The following is a 19,354-nucleotide window of genomic DNA, read 5'->3' on the forward strand; positions in this document are numbered from 1 at the left end:
TGAGTAATTCATTGCTAGTACTCACCTACTCATGAAAATCCTTACGAATTTTCAGACTAGATTATATATTGACATGGCAATAGCAATTACCTCAATAATTGATTAATGTTTGTTTTATATAGCTTGCCAATAGGTACAACATGATCGCCCATATAAATTCTATTTCCTTCTACTCTAAAGATGTGCTTTTTTGCAACCGCAAATGATTTATGAACTTGTATGAAATCATTATCAGAAAGCAGTTCTATGGTATCCGATATTTTTTCTCGAATGCTGATAGTACTAGTACTCGTAACAACTTTGGTATAATTGCCTGAGGCTTCAATAAATAGAATATCATCTACATCTACCTGAATATGACTATTATTCTGTTTTAAAAAAATATGTTGTCCTTCAGGTTTTATAGTCTCTTTACTTTCTTTTCTTATTGTACTGGTATCAGAAGAGGTCACTTTATTAATAGCACTCAAAAAGCGTTCAAAACTAAACGGTTTTAACAAGTAATCAACAACGTTTAATTCGTAGCCTTCAATCGCAAATTCACTATACGCAGTAGTTACAATAACTTTTGGTGGAGATGATAAGGTTTTTAAAAATTGAAATCCTTTTAATTTAGGCATATTCAAATCTAAAAAAATGAGATCTATATCATGTTTGCTTAAGTAGTCAATAGCTTCTATAGCATCATAACAATCTGCTTTGAATTCTAAATTTGGTAGCATATCACAATAGCCTTTTATAATATCGTGTGCAATATGTTCGTCGTCTATAATGATATATGTAATCATAAGCCCTTAATATTCAATGTAGCGTTATAGATGGTATCTGTTTTGGAAATTGTTAAGGTATGCTTTTTTGGATATACCAATTCTAATCGTCGTTTTAGGTTTTTTAATCCAATTCCTGTTTCAGGGTTATCTTGTGTTTCATCAAAATTGTTTTCTATTTCAAAGGTCAATTCACTATTATGCGCTGTTAATGTGATATGAACATAAGCATTTTCTCTTAAATTTTCCACACCATGCTTAAAGGCATTTTCTAAAAGAATAATGAAAAGAAGTGGCATAATCTCATAATTAGTGTCGTTTGTTTCAATATTGAATTGTATATCAATCGCTTTATGATAACGCATTTTATGAAGTTCAATATAATTCTCGAGATAAGCTATTTCTTCAGACAGTAAAACCCTGTCTTTTTCGCCATCATAAATACTATAGCGCATCATATCAGAAAGTTTTAGAATGAGCTCTTGAGCTTTCTTAGAATCCTTATCCACTAATCCATAAAGGTTATTAAGCATATTAAAAAAGAAATGTGGATTCACTTGACTCTTTAAATGCATTAATTCTGTTTTTACTTTTTCATTCTTCAATCTTATTAGTGATTTGATTTGTTTAAATAGCCAATGTGCAATGGTAATAAACACAAGGATAAAGTACAATGCAATAAATTCTACAAACCCTTCTAGTTTTCCAAAAGTGTCATTAAAAATGACGATGGCTAAGCCTATAATAACCAGCGCTATTTTATATAACCGCTTGATAGTTTTCCTTTTTCTTTCTGGTATTTTAAAATTCATAATTCAATATTAATTAAATAAAACACCTCAGACAAATAAGTTGACAAACAGTATCTCATCAGTGACAAACAATCCTAAATGTGTTTTGAGGTGTCTTTATACCTTAAAAAAATGTGTTTGTCACTAATGCATGTGTTTGTGTCACTAACACTTTTTAAAGGCTAAAAACGCTTATATGTTTGTCTCAATCAATCAAAAAATGAACAGTATGGAACTCAGAATTGACAATCTATCAAAAACGTATTCAAACGGGATTAAAGCTTTACAAAACATTTCACTTGATATACCAAAAGGGATGTTTGGTCTATTAGGCCCAAATGGTGCAGGCAAGTCTACGTTAATGCGAACTATTGCAACACTGCAAGAAGCCGATTCTGGTTCCATTGTTCTTGGAGACATCGATGTCTTACAACAAAAAAATGAATTGCGACAGGTATTAGGGTATTTGCCGCAACAATTTGGCTTGTATCCAAAAATATCGGCAGAAGTATTACTCAATCATTTCGCAGTGCTTAAAGGCATCACCAATAAAAACGAACGTAAAGAATTAGTGAAAGCACTTTTGTATAAAACCAATTTATATGACGTGCGACAACAAAATCTGAAAGGGTTTTCTGGTGGGATGAAGCAACGATTTGGCATTGCACAAGCCTTACTTAACAATCCGAAGTTACTTATTGTAGATGAACCAACAGCAGGATTGGATCCTGTAGAACGCAATCGCTTTTACAATGTTTTAAGCGAGCTCGGAGAACATACTGTGGTTATTTTATCTACGCATATTGTTGACGATGTCAAAGAACTCTGCACAAATATGGCCATTATTAATCAAGGTCAAGTATGCTTAAAAGGGCAGCCGTTGCAGATACTAGAAGGCCTAAAAGATAAAGTCTATAAAAAAACAATCGAGAAATCAGAATTGAACCTATATAAAGAAAATTATCAGGTCATCAGTGAACGATTATTTCTTGGTAAACCAACCATTCATATAATAAGCGAGATCAATCCTGGAGATGGATTTACAGCCATTAATGCAGAATTAGAAGATGTGTATTTCTCAGAAATTTTCAATAGAACTAAAACTAAATCTATTTAATTATGTGGTATGAAATTTTTAAGTTCGAAATTCAATATCGAATTAAACGACCAGACACTTATGTATTCTTTTTATTTATATTTCTGTTTTCAATTGTTGGTGTAGATTTTATTTTTCAAGGTACTGAATTAGGTCTAATGAAAAGAAATTCACCCGTAGTCATAGCGAAAACAATGGGAGCTATAACCGGATTCTTTATGATTTTAGCCTCAATGATTATGGGCGTTTCTGTGTTGCGAGATTTTGAGTATGAGATAGAATCATTACTATTTTCTACACCAATCAAAAAAAGAGATTATTTAATTGGTCGGTTTTTAGGCGCATTTACTGTTTTGCTGTTTGTATTTACAGGAATTATTTTGGGTATGATGTTGGGTGAATTTATGCCCTGGAATAGTCCAGATGATCAATTGGCTTTTAATGCATTTGTTTATATGAAGACCTTTCTAATGGTAACGCTACCAACGTTGTTTTTTGGTGCATCATTGTTTTTTGTAACTGGAGCTTTAACTAGAAATTTAGTAGTTGTATACACTCAGGGTGTTATTTTGTTTGTGGTGTTTTTGTTAACCAAAGCAATTACTAATGATTTCTGGCAAGCTATTTTTGATCCATTTTCATTAACAACAACAACCTATATTACAAAAACTTGGTCGGTCTTAGAAAAGAGCACTCAAGAACTTCCATTTATTAGTGCCTTGTTATACAACAAATTATTTTGGGTTTTATTAGGTGTTATCGCATTAATCTATGGATATAAAAAATTCAATTTCAATCTGGTTAAAGAAAAGAAATCAAAACGAAAGCAAGTTCAAAAGCTGGTAGATAAAAGTACTAATTTAGTTGGTGATGTGATGATTCCTAAAGCTAAAAAACAATATGGTTTACAATCTAAATGGACACAATTAAAAGAGTTTTCGTGGTTTTATTTTATAAGTATTTTTAAACAACCATCATTTTGGGGAATAGTTATTTGCGGAATGATTATCATCTTAATCAATTCTGTAAATCTTGGAACGGTATATGGAGTTGATAGTTATCCTGCAACCTATTTTATAGTTGAGGAACTTCAGGAAACCTCTTATTTTTTCTTTATCATCATCCTTGTTTTTTATTCAGGAGAATTGGTGTGGAAAGAAAGAGGTGCGAAGTTGAATTTAATTTATGATGCTACATCCATGTCAAGTTTTGTAAGGTTAGCTGGAAAGTTTATTGGATTAAACATAATTTATGTCGTATTAATACTTGCTTTAATAAGTTCAGGGATATTATTCCAAACGCTAAGTGGCTATTATAACTATGAATTGCAAGTGTATTTTAATGGATTCTTTTTAGAAATTCTACCCCTATTATCCATTTTTACTTGCTTAGCGTTTTTCATACAATCTTTAGTGAATAATAAGTTTGTAGGTATCATTTTGGTGATTGTATTTAGTATTGTCAATGTAGCTATTGCCGTGTTGGGGTTTGATCATGATTTACACTTTTTTGGAGGAAGTTCCTTAGGTGCTTATTCAGAGATGAATGGTTATGGGCATTTTTTACAACCCTATTTACTCATTAAATTGTATTGGTTTCTTTTCGGAATCCTTTTATTAATCATAGGATCTTTAGTCGCTGTTAGAGGAAATGAAACCAATTTAATAAAACGAACAAGAATTGCTAAGTATAAGTTCAGCAAGCCACTCATAAAGTTTACTGACATCATTCTTTTTGCTTTTATAATTATTGGAGGGTTTATATTTTACAATACGAATATTTTAAATGAATATTGGAGCAATTCTGAAGCTACTGAATTTAGAGTAGCGTATGAAAAAGAATTGAAACAATTTGAATATATAACGCAACCAAAAATAGTAGACTTAAACTTACAATTAGAGCTATATCCTTCTAAACGAGACTACACAGTAGAAGGGTATTATATGTTAAAAAACACATCAATTGAAAACATAAAATCCATCCATATTCAAAAACTTCTCGAAGAAAATGTTACGATAGACAGTATCGCTTTCGAAGGTGGTTTTACGACGAATCATCAATATAAAAAGTTTGATTATTCAATTTTTAACCTGAAGAAAGCTTTACAACCTGGTGATTCTGTAAAAATGTATTTTAAGCAAAGTTTTACAACCAAAGGCTTTGAGCAAGGTCGTTCTAATACCAATATAGTTTACAATGGTACATTTTTCAACAATGAACAGTTTCCAACCTTGGGTTACAATAAAAAATATGAACTTCAAGATGAAGATGAACGACGAGATCATAACTTATCAAGGAGATCTAAAAAAGCTAAAATAGATGACCCTAAAGAATTAGTCAATGCAAGATCTGGTGGTGATTCTGATGGTATTAATTTTGAAATGATTATTGGTACATCCAAAGATCAAACGGCTTTGGTTCCTGGAGATTTATTGCAGGAATGGACAGAAAATAATCGTAATTATTTTCACTATAAAACAAATACCCCTATTATTAATTTTTACGCAATAGTTTCTGCTGACTATGAAATTAAAAAAGACAAATGGATGACAAGCAATAAGGGGATTACTGAGCCTGTCGACCTTGAAATTTATTTTCAAAAAGGACATGAATATAACATCGATAGAATGATGAAGTCTATGAAAGCTTCATTAGATTATTGTAGTAACAACTTCAGTCCTTATCAATACCAGCAACTACGTATTATGGAGTTTCCACGTTATGCAACATTTGCACAATCGTTTCCTGGAACTATTCCATTTTCAGAATCTATTGGATTTGTGTTAGATATAGATGACGAAAAAGATGTTGATATGGCTTTTTATGTGACTGCGCATGAAGTAGCTCACCAATGGTTTGGTATGCAAGTGGAAGCTGCAAATGTACAAGGACAATTGATGGTCTTAGAAACCTTATCTCAATATGCAGCATTGATGGTTTTAAAGCAACATTATTCCGAAGAAAAAGTGCAACAGTTTTTAGCGCTTCAAATGGATAAATATAAAGAAGGAATACAACAAGAAAGTAAAAAAGAACCATCTCTTACTCTCGTAGAAAATCAAGATTATGTCTATTACGCAAAAGGAGCAATCAATATGTACGAATTTCAAAAAGCAATTGGCGAAGAGAATGTGAATTTAGCATTAAAATATTTTCTTGAAGATTGGAATACAAAAAACGGCAAACTAAAAATGCAGACTGATAGATATGCGACAACTCAAGACTTACTAGAGTATTTCAGAGCAGTTACACCAAGCAATCTCCAGCATATCATCGAGGAGCTTTTTGAATCTGTGGGTGTATTAAAAAATCACTAAGGTTAAATAAATCAACTTCTCATAAAAGCATAAAACCTGTGCTTATTGTGGCAAACCATTAAAAATCTTACGTTAGCTAAGAAGATGATCAAACAAGCGGAACACATTTATAATAAAGAAAGAACATATCTAAGCTTAAAATAAAACGAACCACCATATGTTTAGATCAATAAGGAGAGGTATGCTACCATTTTCACAAAAGAATAAAGAAAATCTGCAATTTTTGACCTTCTAAAAATCGAGAAATTAACGCTAAAAAGGTTAACTTACTTGCGTATAATAAAGACATTAACAATTCATAAAACTTGAAAAGCATTTATGTCAATTTATGATAAAAACAAGTCTAGATTCTTTCAAAGAATAGTCGATATTGGCGCTGAGTACAATTTTTCTATAACTGAACTCAGATATTTACGTGTTACGAATATTGCATCTCTTTTAGGTGTAGTTTATAATGTAACTTGGATGCTAATTGCATTATTCTTGACAGACGCATTAATAATTTACGGAAGTAATACTTTTTTGGGATTAATGTTTCTAATGGCGTTAATTTTCAATTGGAAAGGGTTACGAGTCCTGGCTTCCGTTTGGCTTATTCTAGCATCTTATATGTCTGTTCTCTTATTTCTTTACTTGCTAGGGTTTTCCTCAGGAGTTGGAGTTGTTTGTTTCCTAATTATTATTCTGCCATATATGACTTTTCCTCGTAAGGCTAGGAATATAGCCCATGTCTTTAGTATTCTAGCTTGCCTAACGTTGATTGCTACAGTAATATTCTCAATCAAATATAAAATCCCATTTTGGAGGATTAGATCCCTATATATCACAAATAGTTAATATCAGTATTACTGCATTGATTTGCTTCATACTAATAGCAAGTATGTCTATTTTAATAGATCAATCTGAGGAATCTTTAATGGTTGAACAGAAAAAATCAGATGATCTTCTGCACAATATATTACCCGCAAACATAATAAGAGACTTAAAAGAAAGCGGTAAAACAATTCCAAAAAGACACAAAAATATCACTGTCCTGTTTACTGATTTTGAAGGATTTACAAATCTTGTGGCGTCCATGTCAGCAATCACTTTAGTCAATGAACTCAATGATATTTTTGGTCGATTCGATGAAATTATGGAAGAAACGAAAGTAGAAAAAATTGAAACGATTGGTGATGCGTATATGGCAGCGTGTGGCCTTGAAAAAGAAACGATAAATCATGCTACTAACTGCATCAAAGCCGCACAAAAGATGCTATCCTATCTTGAGGAGAGAAATCAAAGCCATGTCATAAAATGGAGAATGAGGGTTGGTATACATTCTGGATCTGTAGTAGCAGGGGTTGTGGGCAAGAAGAAGTTCGCATACGACCTTTTTGGAGACACGATAAATACCGCCAGCAGGATGGAATCTGCAGGTGAAGTAGGTAAAATCAATATATCTTCATCCACCTATAAACTGATTAAAAATGAATTTTCGTGTATTTCTCGTGGAAAGATCCATGCAAAGGGAAAAGGGAAATTGGACATGTACTTTCTGAATCAAACTTAAAACGCATAAAATTAATCAAGAAAACAAATAGTATTTTTATGTTGCATATAATAGGATCATATTTCCAAACATAAACTTTGAAACCCTGAACTTTTCTGAACTGTGTTACGAATAATACTTCCTAAAAATGAGCAATAATTATAACTTTACTATCTATGCTTAATTCTAAAAAACGAAATAAAAAAATTATAATCAGGATAGCCTTGTTCACAGGTACTGCAATTTCCTTGTGGTTTGTGCCTTGGATTTTAGTGAAAGCTTGGATATTACCATTGCCAGATACTGTTCAAGAACAAGTTGACCAAGCAATAAGTCACGGTTTGGATGGTATGATTGTTTATGTAGATGAGGCAGGGAAACAACCAGAATTTTATACAGGTGGTTGGCACAATCGAGAACATAAAATACCTGCTAAACCCAATGCACTATTTAAAATAGCTAGTATTAGCAAGTTATATGTAGCGGTTTCCATTTCTAAGTTGGTTAATGATAACAGATTGTCACTAGATAAAACCCTTGCTGATTATTTCCCTGAATTGCTAGGTAGGATTGAAAATGCAGATAGAATAACTCTAAAAATGATGGTACAACATCGAAGCGGGATTCCAAATTTTACAGACAGTGGAGGTTACTGGGAAAACCCACCTGATAGTGCTGAGGAATCGTTAGCATTAGTATTGGATACACCCGCGCTGTTTGAACCAGGAGAAGACTATAGCTATTCAAATACAAATTATTTACTCCTTGGTTTACTTATTGACAATACGGTGGGGTATAATCATCATCAATATATCAAAGAGCAAATTTTAGTACCACTCGAACTGAATAATACATTCTTCTCGTTAAGCGAGGTAGATATAGAGGATGTGATGAGTGGTTACTACGTTGGCTATGAACCTGATTTAAAAGAGAAAGAATTCGGTATGCTGGCTACTGCGGAAGATGTTGGTATATTTTTGAGAGCATTAAACGATGGTTCTATATTCAAAGAACGAGAACGGAAAATCTATTCTGAAATTTATGAATATGAACATTCTGGATGGGTTCCAGGATATCAGAGCTTTACAGAATATCATAACAATATAGACACTGTAGTAATTCTTTTTAATAATACAACTGATGAGGATTTATTACTGTGGAATTTGTCAGAAATAATGATAAATAGAGTGGTTAGAATTGTTGAGGAAAATAGAGCAAAATAATACAGGCTTTAACGAATATCAATTTATAACGAGAACCACTTTATCCCTTGAGCATTATCAATTTCAACAACCATATATTTGATTTTTTTAGAAATTACTGTACGACAATGTGATTACAAAAATAAAATCAAAATTAACAATTCTAATAAACTCTTGGGTTCGAAGTAATAAGGGTGAGTTTTGATTTATATTGATTTTGAGATAATTAAGTCAATATCTTCCTTCGAAAAGTTTGAACTCTGTCCCTTCGAGGTCACAATTTTAATTAAAACCAAACGCTGTTTCAAGTTTTCTGAAGTAGTGATTTGGTTTTTTATTATCAATAAAAATAATCTTAATTTAAGTATCTGTAATGTATAAAAATCACTTTCTTTATTTTTAATTTATATTTAATCAATAAACATTTTAAAACTGGACAATAATTAATGTTATTACAAGCTAAGGCAGAATTAGAGGAAAACCCATTGGTGTACAAATATGTCTTAGGTGTAATTTCTGTGTTGTTAGTTTGTTTTTTGGTAATAGCTGGCTCTATATGGTTATTTAAATTGGTAGAAAGTATTTATATTGACTATATCGCTAGAAAACCATTATTCCGTCATTTTTACCTTAAATTAAATGACTTAACTCTAGGACAAAGACAAATACTAGAACGTAATTTCAAGTTTTATAAAAGACTTAATTTAAAAGAGCAAGGCTACTTTAGGCATCGGCTTCATAAATTTTTAAATAATACCGAGTTTGTTGGTAAAGAGCATTTAGAAATTAATGATACACATCGTGTTTTAGTTTCTGCAACAGCAGTAATGCTAACTTTTGGATACAGAGATTATAAAATTGGATTAGTAGACAAAATATTAATTTATCCCACGACTTTTTACTCTAGTTTAGATAAGACCTATCATAAAGGTCATTTTAATCCTGCTTACAGAGCTGTGATATTATCTTGGGAAGATTTTATGATTGGCTATAAAATAGAAGATGATAATCTTAATTTAGGTATACACGAATTTATACACGCACTACACTTAAGTTATTTGCAAACCGAATTTCAAAATGATGTAACTGCATATCTATTTTTAACAGGTTTAAAGGAGTTGCAAAGTTATATTAATGACAATCCAGTTTATAAAAGTAAACTAGTAAATTCAAATTATTTTAGGGCATATGCTTTTGAAAACAACTTTGAGTTTATCGCTGTTGTTGTCGAGTCTTTTATCGAAACGCCTCAAGATTTTAAAGCACAATTTCCGGAGCTTTATAAAAAGGTTAAGCAAATGCTTAACTTTAATTTTAAAGGCTATTAAATAGATTTTTACTGACTTTTGTCATGTTTTTTTAAGTATATAAAAGGTAACTTTATTACTGTAATTTAAAAGCCAATAACATGAAAAAAAGAACTCCAGTATCAGACATAATGACTAAAAATGTCATTACCTTAAATACAACTGACGATTTAGATAAAGCAGAAAATTTATTTAAGCTTCACAGCATTAGACATATTCCTGTTGTTAGTGGAGATGCTATAATTGGAATGTTAAGTTATACAGATTTACTTAGAATTAGTTATGCAGATGCAACAGATGATCAGGATAGTAATGTGGACACAGTAGTATATAATATGTTTACAATACAGCAGGTTATGGCTAAAAATTTAATAAGTGTGTCTAGTAATACGACAATAAAAGAGGTAGCAGAATTATTGTCTAAAAAAGAATTTCATGCATTACCTGTGGTAGATAACAATGTTTTGGTTGGGATTGTTACTACTACAGATTTAATTAATTACTTAATTAATCAGTTTTAGGGTTAATAATAAATAATTAAGTAATTAAAAAGGCTCCATAATATGGAGCCTTTTTTTATATCTATTAACCGTTAGCTAATGCTTTCAGGTTTTTTATAGCGTCTTTCTGGTTTTCGCTTTTAAAAACGTGACTACCAGCAACAAAAACATCTGCACCAGCTTCAACTAGTTTTTCAATGTTTTTATCTGTTACACCACCATCAATTTCTATTTTGGTATCAAGACCTTGCTCGTCTATCATTTTTCTAAGTTTTTTTACACGTTGGTAAGTAACCTCTTCAAACTTTTGACCACCAAAACCAGGATTAATGGACATAAGTAAAACCATGTAGCATTCTGGAAGTATATCCTCTAAAACGGATACAGGAGTAGTAATATTAAGGACAACACCAGCTTTACAGCCCGCATCTTTAATTTGTCTTAATGTACGATGTAAATGTACAGTAGACTCGTGGTGTACAGTAATAATATCTGCACCTACCTTTGCAAACTCCTCAATATAACGTTCTGGTTTTTCAATCATTAAATGCACATCTAATGGTTTAGTGGCATGTTTTTTAATGGCAGCAATAACTGGCATTCCATAAGATATGTTTGGTACAAAATGACCATCCATAACATCTATATGAAACCAATCGGCATCACTATTGTTAACCATTTCAGTATCGCGTTGTAAGTTGCCAAAATCGGCAGCAAGCATTGAAGGAGCAATTAATTTAGAAGACATTTATTTTAGTTTTGTGTTGTTTGCACAAAGCTAACATTTTTTATTAGTGCTCGCTTAGTAGCTCTTCAATAATTTGTAAAAACAGTGGACTATTTTCAATATTGTTTTGTTGTAAATCGCTAACAAATTTTTGTAATCCATAAAGTGTATCAGTATCCTTAATTACAGCATAGCCAATATCAAAGGACTTAAAACTTAATTGCGATATGGATTTATTTAAAAGTTCTAATATATTAAAGTGTCTACGATCCTTTTTAATCTCTTCGTAAACTGTGTCAATTATTATAGGATTACCTTCAAGTATCTGAAAAAACACATCATCTCTTTTAACTAAAACACCTGTAATGTTATGGCTATTGTTTTTTAACTGAGTTTGATTAAAAAGTGCCTCAAACTCTAGTAAGTTTAGGTTAGCATTAGCTTGGCTTTTATAGCAAATGGTTTTTAACATAAATAAATATAATAATAAATTTTAAATAATAATACAGTAGTATTTTAAATGAGTGAACCCGAAGTAATCAGCTTCGGGTTCTTTCATCAATCAAAAAACGAACAGTTATGAATAACTGTTTGTTACCGCAACTTAGGTGTTATCCTAAGTAAGTTTTTAATATTTTACTTCTAGACGTATGTTTTAATCTACGTATAGCTTTTTCTTTAATTTGTCTTACACGCTCTCTAGTAAGGTCAAAAGTCTCACCAATTTCTTCTAATGTCATTGGATGTTGGTTACCTAAACCAAAGTATAATCTAATAACATCAGCTTCACGAGGCGTTAGTGTTTCTAAAGCACGCTCAATTTCAGTACGTAAAGATTCGTGTAATAATTCACGATCTGGATTTGGTGACTCACCAGAATTTAATACATCATATAAGTTAGAGTCTTCACCTTCAACTAAAGGTGCATCCATACTAACGTGACGACCAGAATTTTTCATAGACTCCTTAACATCGTTAATAGTCATGTCTAATTCCTTAGCAATTTCTTCTGGACTTGGTGGACGCTCATGCGCTTGTTCCAAGAAAGCAAAAGTTTTATTTATTTTATTAATAGATCCAATCTTATTAAGCGGTAAACGCACAATTCTAGATTGTTCTGCTAAAGCTTGTAAAATAGATTGTCTAATCCACCAAACAGCATACGAGATAAATTTAAATCCACGCGTTTCATCAAAACGTTGTGCAGCTTTAATTAATCCCAAGTTACCTTCATTTATTAAATCCGGAAGCGTTAACCCTTGGTTTTGATATTGCTTAGCTACCGATACTACGAAACGTAAATTAGCTTTAGTCAATTTTTCAAGTGCAACCTGGTCTCCAGCCTTGATACGTTGTGCTAATTCTACCTCTTCATCTGCGGTAATTAAGTCAACTTTTCCAATTTCTTGTAGATATTTATCTAACGATGCGGTCTCACGGTTAGTAACCTGCTTGGTAATTTTAAGTTGTCTCATCTAAAAAAGTGTGATTATTTTCTTTGTGAATATTTTGCTATCAATAGTTATACGTATACAATCCACTTTTTGTTACAAAAATTAGTGATTATTTTTTTAGCGTTACCCATTTAAGCTTTTTTGTAAGCTTAAATGCGTCAGGCTGTACGTTATATCTTTTTTGAAAAAAAACAAAAAAGGATGCCACTTCCATCCTTAACGCGCTTACGGTTGCGACTTACTCAAAATCTAATAGCTGTGTGGCAGCAATAAGTTGCTTTAAAGCGTCAATTTTACTATACAGTTTATTAAAAAAACGATTACGTTCTTTTTCTCCAGCAGTATTTAATAATTTACTATTCTGTAACTGCTTTTTTAAAAAGCGTTCGGCTTCCTCACACGTGTGCCTGTCCTCAGTTTTATAATAAGATAGCAAAGTAAAAGGCACATATAACATTTGGTTATTAGGCGTACTAACCAGAACATTGTTATTCATTAAATGTAACTCATTATAATACAGTAAAAAAGGATGGTCTTCCGACGTTATTTTATTAAAAATAGATGTGATTAATTGTTTTAATAAATCACATAACTGTAATGCAGATTTAGAGTTTACTTGTCCAGCCTGAAAGTAAAAATGTATTTGTTTTAAAGTACTATTAATAGTTGTAATGTCCCAAACTTCCTGCGTGTTTAAGGTGTTATACAAACTACCTAGTCGCTTTCCGGCTTCAATTAAAGATGGGCTTGGAGCAAAATTATCAAAACTTTTACTAGCTAATTTAGGGTTTAGTAACTTAAGCCAAACATAATATTTAAACTGGCTTAAAGGATCGCCATTTAAATTGTAAAACAACGGTATATCCTTAGCCGAATATAATATGGTACTATCCTTTTGCTTTAATAAGGGTAATAAAGACAGATAAGAATCTTCAAAATAGTGTTGCAATTCTGTTTCGTTCTCTATTTGCTTCGTTTTTTCAATGGTTACAAACTCATTAGCAGTCGTTTCAAATAACCTGTCTAATGACACATTGTAGTATTTAGCCAATGCAACACTTTCATCTAAAGATAATTTACTTTTTAAGCTAACACGTCTATGTGCAGCATCATAACTAATATCTAACGCAGTTGCAACAGCATCTATTACAGAAGTATTATTTGGCAGTTGTGCTTTTAAATAAGCTAAAAATGAAGTTTGAAACATATAGTAATTTACTATTAATTTGCGAAAATCGCAAAAATTACTTTTACTATTGGCGGATTAGCAAAAATTTTATGTGATTATAACAATAATTTTGAATCAAATTTTAAAATTATAATCATGAAAAATTTATTAATTACCATTATATTTTTTGGAGGTTTACAGCTATGTATAGCGCAAAAGGATACTATTTACGTGACCAATAGTAATCAATATCATAGTTATATGGACGACTACTTTAAAAAAGTGACGTTTAAAATTGGAGGAGGTGTCATGCTACCTCAAGGTAAACTGAAAAATTATTTTGGAGTCTCTCCATTAATCGAGCTAAGTTTGGACTTTCCAGTTACTAATAAAAAGTCTTTAGAATTAGCTTTGCAATTTGTCGTTCCGGATCAAAAACAGTCTTTTAAGTATGTTAGAGCTTTGGATACTATTCAGGCTAAAGCTGCTTTTATGTTTAATCCTATGTTGAGGTTTAAAAAAAACTTGAGTCAAAATGTTAATTCGCAATTACATGTTAGCTTTGGTATTGGTGCTTCTATTATTAAAACAGATGCAAGAAATCCCTTTTATACAGGAGACAATGATACAGAAGAAAAGTACGAAGTTATTACTGCATTTTTAATTTCGCCAACTTTAGATTACGTCAAAAAATTTAGAAATAATGAAGAGTTAACCTTTGGTCTAGGTTTAAATTATGCGCCTTATAAAATTGAAGGTGCAGTTCAGGAAAATGTGGGATCTGTGTATATAACACCTAAAATATTATACAGTTTTTAGTCTAGCATTATAAAAAAAATCCGATGAATGTAATCATCGGATTTTTTAAATAGTTTTTTTAAACTCTAACTTGGCCATCACCAAATACATAGTATTTATTGGTTACTAATTGTTTTAGTCCCAAAGGTCCTCTGTGGTGTAATTTGTCTGTGCTTATGGCTAACTCTGCACCAACTCCCATTTGTCCTCCATCTGTAAATCTAGTAGAGGCATTATGGTATACAGCAGCACTATCAATATGATTCATAAAATGTAGTGCTTCAGTAGTGTTTTCGGTTATAATAGCAGCAGAATGTTTACCAGAGTGTGTATTAATCATATCTATAGCTTCGTCTAATGTACTAACTTCACCTATAAGTAGCTTTAAGGCTAAAAACTCTTCTTTCCAAATTGCATCTTCTGTTATTTTTTCAGTAGAATCTAAAACTTTAGCAACGCTATTATCAGATAGTATAGTGACATTATGTTGCTCCAGTTTTTGCTGTAACATTTTAAGTTTTAATTGATATTCTGGGATGTTTTTATTAATTAATACCTTGTCTAAAGCATTGCAACCAGAAATTTTATCTGTTTTTGCATTTACAATTACACCAACCGCTTTACTCCAATCGGCTTGTTCTGAAACATATAAAAAGTTGTTACCTCTACCACTAACTAATACAGCACAGGTAGCATGTGTTTTTACAAAATTAATTAAACGCTCTCCACCTCTCGGGACTATTAAATCCAATGGTTCTGTTGGGTTTTTTAAAAAGGCTTGTGTTTCTTCTCTTTTTAAATGTAAAAGTTTAATCCAATCTTTAGTTAGTCCGTTGTCTTCTAACGCTTGATGCCAACATTTTTCTAAAATAAGGTTACTGTTTAACGCTTCTTTACCGCCTTTTAATAAAATTTTGTTGTTGGCTTTAAAAGCTAACACTGCAGCTTCAATGGTGACATCTGGTCTAGATTCGTAAATAATTAATATTGTACCAAAAGGAGCAGTTGTATTAACAACATTAAGTTGATTTTTAAGCGTTAAATTTGATAGCTCTTGACCAACAGGATCATCTTGACTTAATACTGCTTTAACAGCCTCAATCATTTCATTTACCTTTTTATTGTTTACAATCAGGCGGTCAAACAATGCTTGATCGTCTTTGTTAAAAGCGTCTAAGTCTTTTTTATTGGCAGCAATAATATGTTCTCTTTCATGGTCTAAAATCTGTATCATTGATTTTAGAACTTTATTTTTTATATCTGTATTTAATAGTTTCATTAATTTAAATTTTTAGTTAGGCACAAATAAACTTTGTACCAATTTGTTTATTATCTATAATATCTACCATTACATTTTCGCGTTTACCATTAGCAATATATGTTGGTATGTTTTTACGTGCTGTGACTTTTGCTATTCTTAATTTTGAAGCCATTCCACCACGACCTTCTCCTTCTTTTTTACCAGAAGCACACACGTATTTTTCTACATTCTGGTTAGTTTTAACTTCGTGTAATTTAACCGAGTCTTTATGGTCAGGATGACCTGTATATAATCCATCGGTATCTGACAAAATAATTAATCTATCTGCATCAATTAATTCTGCAACCAAGCTAGCCAGCTCGTCATTATCAGTAAACATAGACATGGTTAAGGATACAGCATCATCTTCATTTGCAATAGGTGTAATGCCCTCAGACAACAAACCTTCGTAACAGTTAATCATATTCTCTCTGTATTTTCCTAAGTCAAAATCACGTTTTGTGGCTAAAACTTGAGCGCAACGCATTCCGTAATCATGAAAAATGCTATAATAATGTCTCATCATTCTGGGTTGGCCAACGGATGAGTAGACTTGACGTCGTATTGACGAGTCTTCAATTTGCGTGTTTCCTAAAATTTCTTTTCCGGCAATTGCAGATCCAGAAGAAACTAATACGACCTTAATACCACGTTCGTACAATACTGCAATTTGTCTAACTAGTTCTCTTAATACAGGTCCTAATATTCTGTTGTCTTTATTTGTTAGCACGTTGGTACCTACTTTAACTACTACGCGCTTTATATTATCTTCCATTATTATTTTTCTTTTCCTAATTCAACAGCTCTATCAAACGCAGCGTAAGCAGCATCTTGGATAAGTTGTTTTACATTATTATCTTCCATACTATCAATTGCAGCTTGAGTAGTCCCTCCCTTAGAGGCTACTTTGTCAATCCATTTTTCTGGAGATATATCGTTTTGACTAAATAATTCTATAGCACCTTCAAAGGTGTTACTTACTAAAACTTTAGAGTCATAATCCGAAAAGCCCATTTTTAAAGCAGCTTCTAACATGGACTGCATAAAATAAAACACATAAGCTGGACCACTTCCGGAAATTCCGGTTGAAGCATCTATAAAGTTTTCGCTACTAACTTCAATCGATGTTCCTGTAGTATCTAATAAATGTCTTATCATTAAAAGCTCTACTTTAGAAACAGATGTGTCACCAGTGTAAGAGGTTACACCTTTACCAACCTTAGCTGGCAGATTAGGCATGGTTCTGATCACTTTTTTTATACCCAAGCCTTTTTGAATGGAGTTTATAGTAACTCCTGCCATAAGAGATACAAAAATTTGCTCTTTATTTACCATGCGCTTCATTTCTGTAAATAGATCGTCACAGTGGTAGGGTTTTACTGCTAAAAAAATAATGTCTGCCTGTGGTAAGCAATCTGTTAAGGACGTGTAAACATTAAATTTAGGTTGTTGTCTTAAGGTTTCAATTTTTTTAGGATCGGTATCAAAAATTCTTAATTTGTGTTTATTTAATAATGAAGAATTTATCATTCCTTCAGAATAAGTTAAACCCATGTTTCCGGCTCCTATTACTAATACTTTCATAATTTGTTTTAATTAATAAATTAACTGTCAGTATCATAATAGCCACAATTACTGTGCGACAGTGCCAAAACGAAATTTTGATTTAAAGAATTTAGATTTTTATAAAGATTTGTATTGATAATTGTGATATTGAAAATTTAAGAAGTAAATAGGTGGCAATATCTAAATTGATAAAATTAAGAAACGGGTTAATTGTGACAGTCTGTCGGTGACAAATTTTGATATTTGTACCAATCTGAAACAATTAACCCGTTTAAAATAGGGGTGTTTATATAAAAAAAACTATTTTTTTTCGACTAACCCTCTTGTTAGCCAGCCTCTTCTATTTGCTGTTGCAATTGCGTAAGGTGTAATCCAAAACAATCCAAAGGTGTACAAAATACTATATGAGTAAGCCCAAAATCCTTGGTAAGTTTTATATTTTTTAGTAAAAAATAATAAAGAAAACGTCGATAATATTAAGATACTTACTAGAGTAGATCCAAAAAATAACAATGGATGTACCATAACAAAAAACAACATAAATATTATTAAAGGATAACTCATTATTAGTTTAGAAAATTGACTAAAAAATAATAATCTAGTTCCTAATTTATTACCTTCTCTAAAGTTAGTGAATACATATTTAGCCATTTCTAAATTTTCTCTAACATTACTTCTTCCCCAACGTATAAACATTTTGTATAGTCCTAAATACTCTTCAGGTACATTGGTATAGGCAATAGCATTACTTTGAAATAAAACATGATCACCTTGTTTTAAAATCATATTAGTCATAGCTCTGTCTTCTCCAATATCTGAAGGTTGTCCCATAAAAGTTTGATTAATCCATTCTGGTAAGACTTCAAAAACAGCAGTTCTTTTATATGCAGCTAATGCTCCTGGAGTACATAAAACAGAGTTTAAATTGCTTTCTGCAGAGCGTACAAATTCAAAACTCATTACAAAACTTACGTCAAGCATTTTAGGAAGCATCTCTGATTTGTTATTTAGTACCCTAATGTTTCCAGCTACAGCTCCACATTTTTCATTACCTACAAATGGACTAACTAAATTTCTTAAAGTATCCTTAGTAACAATGGAGTCGCTATCTACGGTTACAAAAATATCTCCTTTACCAAGGTTAAAACCACGATACAAAGCATGGCGTTTACCTTTGTTTTTAGGTTGTTTATATATTTCTAAACGATCTCCTAATTGTTTTTTAGCATCAACCATCCAATCCCAAGTGTCGTCTAAGCTACCATCATCTATTGCTAATAGTTGTAATTTATCTTTTGGGTAGTCGCTTTTATCCAAGCTCATAAGCGTATCCCAAACTTGTTTACCTTCATTATAAGCTGGTACTATAATAGTACAGGTTGGTAATTCTTGGTCAGTCACAGATACAACTGGTTTGTACTTAAAATAATTATAGGCTGTGTATAAAAAGAATAAAACTTTGTATGCAAATAAAGTAGTTGCCACGTATATAAAAGTAAGCCCAATTTTAGTGCTCATTTGTGACGTATTAAATGCGTCAAAATCGTTATGGAATATATAAAAGAAATAGACACCTAAAATAATAAGTAAAAAGGAGCTAATTAACACTAATCTATTTTGTGGGCTTCCAGTGATGCCTTTACTATGAAAAAACCCGTTGATTTTATTTACTATTTTTTTCTATTTGATACAGTTTTAATTGTGTTGGTAGTTTTTGTAGCCATAAAAATTGTTTGTCTTTAAATTAGTGTAATATTAGATTTACGCATCAAAATTTAGTTTAGATGTTTTTTAGTATTTATTTAAGAAAACTTTTTTACTGGTCAAATA

The 19,354-nt window shown here is 31.6% G+C and carries 17 protein-coding genes; 7 read left to right on the top strand and 10 right to left on the bottom strand.

Annotation, left to right across the window (positions count from 1 at the left end; translation table 11 throughout):
- Window positions 1-86 precede the first annotated feature (86 nt).
- Both AC0L3M_RS14485 and AC0L3M_RS14490 read right to left on the bottom strand, forming a co-directional pair.
- Window positions 87-788 (bottom strand): LytR/AlgR family response regulator transcription factor, encoded by a 702-nt coding sequence (locus AC0L3M_RS14485; RefSeq protein WP_186844067.1) that lies wholly within the window; start codon window positions 786-788, stop codon window positions 87-89.
- Window positions 785-1,579 (bottom strand): sensor histidine kinase, encoded by a 795-nt coding sequence (locus AC0L3M_RS14490; RefSeq protein ID WP_186844066.1) that lies wholly within the window; start codon window positions 1,577-1,579, stop codon window positions 785-787. The genes AC0L3M_RS14485 and AC0L3M_RS14490 overlap by 4 nt, the downstream gene beginning before the upstream one ends.
- 208 nt (window positions 1,580-1,787) lie before the next feature.
- Between AC0L3M_RS14490 and AC0L3M_RS14495 the strand changes: the two genes are divergently transcribed.
- The 6 genes from AC0L3M_RS14495 to AC0L3M_RS14520 all read left to right on the top strand — a co-directional run bounded on the left by AC0L3M_RS14495 (window position 1,788) and on the right by AC0L3M_RS14520 (window position 10,532).
- Complete coding sequence (locus AC0L3M_RS14495) at window positions 1,788-2,675, top strand: ABC transporter ATP-binding protein (RefSeq protein ID WP_186844065.1); 888 nt, start codon at window positions 1,788-1,790, stop codon at window positions 2,673-2,675.
- 2 nt (window positions 2,676-2,677) lie between these two features.
- Complete coding sequence (locus AC0L3M_RS14500; protein ID WP_186844064.1) at window positions 2,678-5,971, top strand: ABC transporter permease/M1 family aminopeptidase; 3,294 nt, start codon at window positions 2,678-2,680, stop codon at window positions 5,969-5,971.
- A gap of 880 nt (window positions 5,972-6,851) precedes the next feature.
- On the top strand, window positions 6,852-7,523 hold the full coding sequence (locus AC0L3M_RS14505) for an adenylate/guanylate cyclase domain-containing protein (RefSeq protein ID WP_473431223.1): 672 nt from the start codon (window positions 6,852-6,854) through the stop codon (window positions 7,521-7,523).
- A 155-nt stretch (window positions 7,524-7,678) separates the two neighbouring features.
- Entirely contained in the window at window positions 7,679-8,725 is a 1,047-nt protein-coding gene (locus AC0L3M_RS14510; protein ID WP_115816073.1) for a serine hydrolase domain-containing protein, read from the top strand.
- Window positions 8,726-9,150: 425 nt separating this feature from the next.
- Complete coding sequence (locus AC0L3M_RS14515) at window positions 9,151-10,032, top strand: zinc-dependent peptidase (protein ID WP_473431224.1); 882 nt, start codon at window positions 9,151-9,153, stop codon at window positions 10,030-10,032.
- Window positions 10,033-10,112: 80 nt separating this feature from the next.
- On the top strand, window positions 10,113-10,532 hold the full coding sequence (locus AC0L3M_RS14520; RefSeq protein WP_292946959.1) for a CBS domain-containing protein: 420 nt from the start codon (window positions 10,113-10,115) through the stop codon (window positions 10,530-10,532).
- Between the two features lie 64 nt (window positions 10,533-10,596).
- Here the strand turns inward: AC0L3M_RS14520 and rpe are convergent, their stop codons facing one another.
- From rpe to AC0L3M_RS14540, 4 genes are all read right to left on the bottom strand, one after another.
- Window positions 10,597-11,259, bottom strand: a complete 663-nt coding sequence (gene rpe, locus AC0L3M_RS14525) for a ribulose-phosphate 3-epimerase (RefSeq protein WP_473431225.1) — start codon at window positions 11,257-11,259, stop codon at window positions 10,597-10,599.
- A 43-nt stretch (window positions 11,260-11,302) separates the two neighbouring features.
- The gene (locus AC0L3M_RS14530) at window positions 11,303-11,710 is read right to left on the bottom strand and encodes a BLUF domain-containing protein (protein ID WP_145006133.1); all 408 of its coding nucleotides are present in this window, start codon (window positions 11,708-11,710) and stop codon (window positions 11,303-11,305) included.
- Between the two features lie 139 nt (window positions 11,711-11,849).
- The gene (locus AC0L3M_RS14535; RefSeq protein WP_028284293.1) at window positions 11,850-12,713 is read right to left on the bottom strand and encodes a sigma-70 family RNA polymerase sigma factor; all 864 of its coding nucleotides are present in this window, start codon (window positions 12,711-12,713) and stop codon (window positions 11,850-11,852) included.
- 217 nt (window positions 12,714-12,930) lie between these two features.
- Complete coding sequence (locus AC0L3M_RS14540) at window positions 12,931-13,899, bottom strand: hypothetical protein (RefSeq protein WP_473431226.1); 969 nt, start codon at window positions 13,897-13,899, stop codon at window positions 12,931-12,933.
- Window positions 13,900-14,016: 117 nt separating this feature from the next.
- On the opposite strand from AC0L3M_RS14540, the gene AC0L3M_RS14545 reads away from it, so the two are divergent.
- Window positions 14,017-14,679: a hypothetical protein gene (locus tag AC0L3M_RS14545; RefSeq protein ID WP_292946969.1), complete on the top strand. Its 663-nt coding sequence runs from the start codon at window positions 14,017-14,019 to the stop codon at window positions 14,677-14,679.
- A gap of 58 nt (window positions 14,680-14,737) precedes the next feature.
- Here the strand turns inward: AC0L3M_RS14545 and AC0L3M_RS14550 are convergent, their stop codons facing one another.
- The 4 genes from AC0L3M_RS14550 to AC0L3M_RS14565 form a co-directional block, all read right to left on the bottom strand.
- On the bottom strand, window positions 14,738-15,937 hold the full coding sequence (locus AC0L3M_RS14550; RefSeq protein WP_473431227.1) for a glutamate-5-semialdehyde dehydrogenase: 1,200 nt from the start codon (window positions 15,935-15,937) through the stop codon (window positions 14,738-14,740).
- Window positions 15,938-15,953: 16 nt separating this feature from the next.
- Window positions 15,954-16,733, bottom strand: a complete 780-nt coding sequence (gene proB, locus AC0L3M_RS14555) for a glutamate 5-kinase (protein WP_145006143.1) — start codon at window positions 16,731-16,733, stop codon at window positions 15,954-15,956.
- A 2-nt stretch (window positions 16,734-16,735) separates the two neighbouring features.
- Window positions 16,736-17,542, bottom strand: a complete 807-nt coding sequence (gene proC, locus AC0L3M_RS14560) for a pyrroline-5-carboxylate reductase (RefSeq protein WP_473431228.1) — start codon at window positions 17,540-17,542, stop codon at window positions 16,736-16,738.
- Between the two features lie 282 nt (window positions 17,543-17,824).
- Entirely contained in the window at window positions 17,825-19,186 is a 1,362-nt protein-coding gene (locus AC0L3M_RS14565; RefSeq protein WP_473432515.1) for a glycosyltransferase family 2 protein, read from the bottom strand.
- Window positions 19,187-19,354 lie beyond the last annotated feature (168 nt).

It is taken from the genome of Olleya sp. KJ81-1 (genome assembly GCF_055808135.1).